Genomic DNA, 3,902 nt, shown 5'->3' with positions numbered 1-3,902 from the left:
TCAGCATCACTTCCCCGGATGTTTCTCCGGGCATCACTTCCTCGCGCCAGCGAGCCTCACTTCCTGCCGGAGGCAGCATCAATTCTGTTCTTGCTCTTACCAACCTACCCCCAACCACGGTCTTCCCTTCATCCTCGTCTGGCTTGCAAGAATTAACCTTCCGGAAATCGAATATAAATACAGGTGGTGATAATATATCGATATACATATATAGATATATACATAGGAGGATATTTATGACTTTTGATCAATGGAAAGACGAGCTCGAGAAACTTGCTAAGGAAGGGCCTTTTGCGATAGCGGATATAGATATCGACAAGTTTGCGCTTCTGAACAGGGAGTTTGGAAGAGACTGCGGAGACAGAGTGTTTGAGATCCTAGACAAGACCCTCAGAGAGAACCTTCCTGAGAGGCTTTCATTTATCCGGTTTGGAGACGAGTTCTTTGTGTACAGCAGTGAGTACACACTTGAGACTCTATTTATGGAGATGCAGGACTTAACCCAGACTATTTCGAAACTTTCGTTCGAATGCAGGGGAAAGACAGTCACGTTTACTGTCAGCGGTGCGGTAGGAGAGTTTCCAAGAAATGCGTCGACGATTGAAAAGCTGCTGAATCTCCTATCGGAGGGAATGCGAAAGGCAAAGACTACTGGAAGAGGTCAGATCGTATTTGCACCGCTTGAAAAGGAATCGAAGATGGTAATGAAATCCAACTACTACTTGAGATCTCAGCTTGATGGACTGGCAAAACTGACCGCACTGTTGAACAGAACCGAGTCATCGCTCTTACGGGAAGCACTGGATGATCTATTGAGAAAATACAAATTGTAGAAGTCTCAGAGATCGTAGAGAGGGTGGCCGGGGGCCGCCCTTTTTCTTTAGGAGGGGATCATATGAGTGAAAAGATGGAACGAAACATCTCAGTGTACTATCGGTTCAAATTCACACAGGGTATGATGATAATTGGTCCTGTTCTAGTCCCCTATATGATCTTCAAGGGCCTGAACTATTCCGAAATCATGCTGCTTCAATCGATATCTGCGGTGGCGGTGGTTCTCTTTGAAGTGCCTACCGGCTCCGTCGCTGACAGGTTTTCAAGGAAGTTCTCTCTCACAATCTCGTCCGTTGTCATGGGGTTTGCGCTATCCCTCTACATCTTGTTTGAGGACTTCGCAGCATTTGTCGTTGCCGAACTACTCTTTGGTCTGGGAATGACATTCAGTTCGGGAGCAGATTCGGCGATCCTGTACGAGAGTCTTTCGAGATTAGATAGAGAAAAGGATTACAGCGGAATAGAATCAAGAACGCTTTCCAATATATTCGTCGGTCAGGCTATTGGTTCAATTGTTAGCGGCGTTCTCTACTCGGTTTCACCTTACGCTCCTTTCTGGATTTCAGTTGGAATGATCATGGTATCGGGAGGGTACTCACTGCTGTTTACAGAGCCGCCCAACAGAGAGAAATCGCATCACTCTTACTTCGTGCATGTCGTGAAGTCATTCGGAGATGCTTTCACAAAGCCCAGGGTGAGATGGATAATTTACTTCTCGGCAATGATGGGAGTGATGCTTAGAGCCAGTTTTTGGCTCTACGAACCGTATTTCAAACTTGTCGAGCTGGACATAGCGTTGTACGGAGTGATCTTTGCCGCATTTAATACGGTTTGTGCTCTCTCTTCAAGATACTTGATCCGTCTTTTCGATAATATGAGACCCAGGAAGGCGCTGACGCTTCTGGGAGTGTTCATGGCAGGAGCCTATCTCTTTCCCATAGTTCTTGTTGGAATAGGATCGATAGCCTTCTTGTTCCTGGGCCAGATCGTCAGGGCACTGTACCCACCGATTATGAGGTTCTATGTGAACAGCAATGTGGGAGATGCTTTCAGGGCAACGGTTATCTCAATCGTAAGTCTAAGCGCCAGTCTTTCTTTCGCGATTTTCTCACCTGCCATTGGCGTTGGATTGGACAGGGGTGGTGCCATTCCCGTCTATTTGGTGATGGGTTCGGTTACACTCGTCGGAAGTCTCGCACTCTGGCAGGTAAGAAATCTTCAGAAAAAGAAGAAAGCAGATCGTGAAGCCGCCGAGAAAGAACTGGCAGACATTGTCGAAGAGCATTGAACGATCCAAGCCATGTTTCTTTCTCAGCAAAAAACCCCCACAGAGGTGGGGGTTCTGCTGTTTTGAAACTTCGCTATTTTCGAATTCTACCGTCAAGCTTCGCACTGATAGGACTGTTGTTCTGCATATACTCCTTGACTATCTTCTGTACGTCGAGGCCAGTGTCTCTGTATGTTAGGCCCGCAAAGAGATCTTTGTAACCGGGAGCAAATAGCCCCTGATAGTTCGTTGTGGCTACCAAATACGTAGCTTCGGGATTCAGTAGATCGAAGCTGTCCGGGCATTCCAGATCTGTTTGGACTTCAATGGCCGTTGCCTTTCCATCGCTTATCATGAAACGAACTCCTGAGACCTGTGAGAAGAATCCGGTACCTCTCTGACTAATAGAATGGTTGAGGATTTTTTCGAGTGTTTCTCCCTTTACTTCATATACGTAGATTATGTTGACGTAGGGAAGGGCGTTCTTGAGATCCTCGTAAACAGTCGATCCTGGAGCGATAGACGCCCTGAAGCTGCTCGAAGTTGAGAGGGCAACATTTGCTCCAGATTTCTCCCTGATAACATCCATCACGAAATTGCCGAGCACCGATTCTCCCGTGTTGACATTTGCCGCAGATAGTTCCGTTTCGACATCCCCGATCCATTCGAAAAGGTGAGCGAACTCAGGGTCGCTTTCTAGTTCGTACTGGAGCTTTTCTACCTTTTCCGCAATTACTGGATCTTCCGGCATGGAATCGTCCATTGGTATGAGCGAACCCGAGATGGATTTCTGGCCGTCGGCTCCGAAGTAAACCACCACTTCCGCCGCATACGTTCCGTACTGGTAAGGCGAAATGAAGTATGTATCAGTTCCTTCGATCTTTGTTAGAGGGATCTTGAGATGGCTATGTGTACCGAATATGAGATCTATTCCTTCGATCTCCCTTGCCATTTTCAGAGTTTCATCGTACTCCGCGTGTCCTATGAATACGATAAGATCGACTCCCTCCGCCTTGATTTCATCAACGATCTCGCCCGCAGTTGTCATGAAATCTCCGAAAGTTGCTCCCTCGACAGGCCTTGCAGCGGGTTTGACAAGACCATCGAAATCGGAACCTGCGAGAGCGAAAACACCGATTCTCTTTCCCTCGGCTTCAAGGATCAAATACCTCTTCCCCAAGTACTCGAATACAGGAACTCCGCCCGCATCCAGAACGTTGGCGCCAAGAATCGGATAAGTGACATTTTTCCATACTTCCTGGAAGTCTTCCGGTCCGTATTCCGAGTCATGATTGCCGTAAGCCATGGCATCGAAGATGTTGTTGAACCAGGGCATCTCTATGGCGTGGAATTTGTCTGACCACGCCGGTGTTCCGAGATTTATCATGTCTCCGCCGCCAAAGACGAGAGTGTCTTCATTGCCAGCCTTGTCTTTCAGAAAAGCGATTATCTTGGCGATTCCCCCGAAACCGTGTTGCCCCTCAGAATAGAAGGGAATTGCGTGCGAATGATAATCGGTTACAAGATACATCTTGATGGTAGTTGAGAATGAAAGGATTGAAAGAAGCAGAACGACCAGAACAAGGAATTTAGCCTTTTTCACTGCCAACACCTCCTCGTGGTATTCAACCAAATTCTAACATTGCCGGGTCCGATCGAATTCCATTGAATGGAGGTGTTGCTTCAAAGAATAGGCATCGAAGAGCATTACTTTCGCCGATGCTTTTCGGCGCATCACTTCCCCGGACGTTTCTCCGGGCATCGTATCACTTCCGATTCGGAGGACGGTGGACTGTTGACC

4 protein-coding genes are annotated in these 3,902 nt (G+C 47.5%); 2 read left to right on the top strand and 2 right to left on the bottom strand.

Going from position 1 to position 3,902, the window contains the following annotated elements:
* Window positions 1-79 (bottom strand): hydrolase-like protein (locus tag ENN47_11535; GenBank protein ID HDP78785.1); only part of this gene is annotated, 79 nt, incomplete at its 3' end.
* Window positions 80-236: 157 nt separating this feature from the next.
* Here ENN47_11535 and ENN47_11530 point away from each other — a divergent pair.
* A complete protein-coding gene (locus ENN47_11530; GenBank protein HDP78784.1) occupies window positions 237-833 on the top strand; it encodes a GGDEF domain-containing protein in 597 nt (198 codons plus the stop codon).
* A gap of 62 nt (window positions 834-895) precedes the next feature.
* On the top strand, window positions 896-2,122 hold the full coding sequence (locus tag ENN47_11525; protein HDP78783.1) for an MFS transporter: 1,227 nt from the start codon (window positions 896-898) through the stop codon (window positions 2,120-2,122).
* A 73-nt stretch (window positions 2,123-2,195) separates the two neighbouring features.
* Here the strand turns inward: ENN47_11525 and ENN47_11520 are convergent, their stop codons facing one another.
* Window positions 2,196-3,704: a bifunctional metallophosphatase/5'-nucleotidase gene (locus ENN47_11520; GenBank protein ID HDP78782.1), complete on the bottom strand. Its 1,509-nt coding sequence runs from the start codon at window positions 3,702-3,704 to the stop codon at window positions 2,196-2,198.
* Window positions 3,705-3,902: the final 198 nt, after the last annotated feature.

It is taken from the genome of Mesotoga infera (assembly GCA_011045915.1).
GTDB classification, from domain to species: Bacteria; Thermotogota; Thermotogae; order Petrotogales; family Kosmotogaceae; genus Mesotoga; species Mesotoga infera_D.
The sequence above is the reverse complement of the archived record's forward strand: the minus strand, read 5'-3'. Positions and strand labels throughout refer to the sequence as shown.

Excerpts from the sequence above, each read along its gene's own strand:
- ENN47_11530 (HDP78784.1), top strand. The coding sequence starts at position 237 with ATGACTTTTGATCAATGGAAAGACGAGCTCGAGAAACTTGCTAAGGAA.
- ENN47_11525 (HDP78783.1), top strand. The coding sequence starts at position 896 with ATGAGTGAAAAGATGGAACGAAACATCTCAGTGTACTATCGGTTCAAA.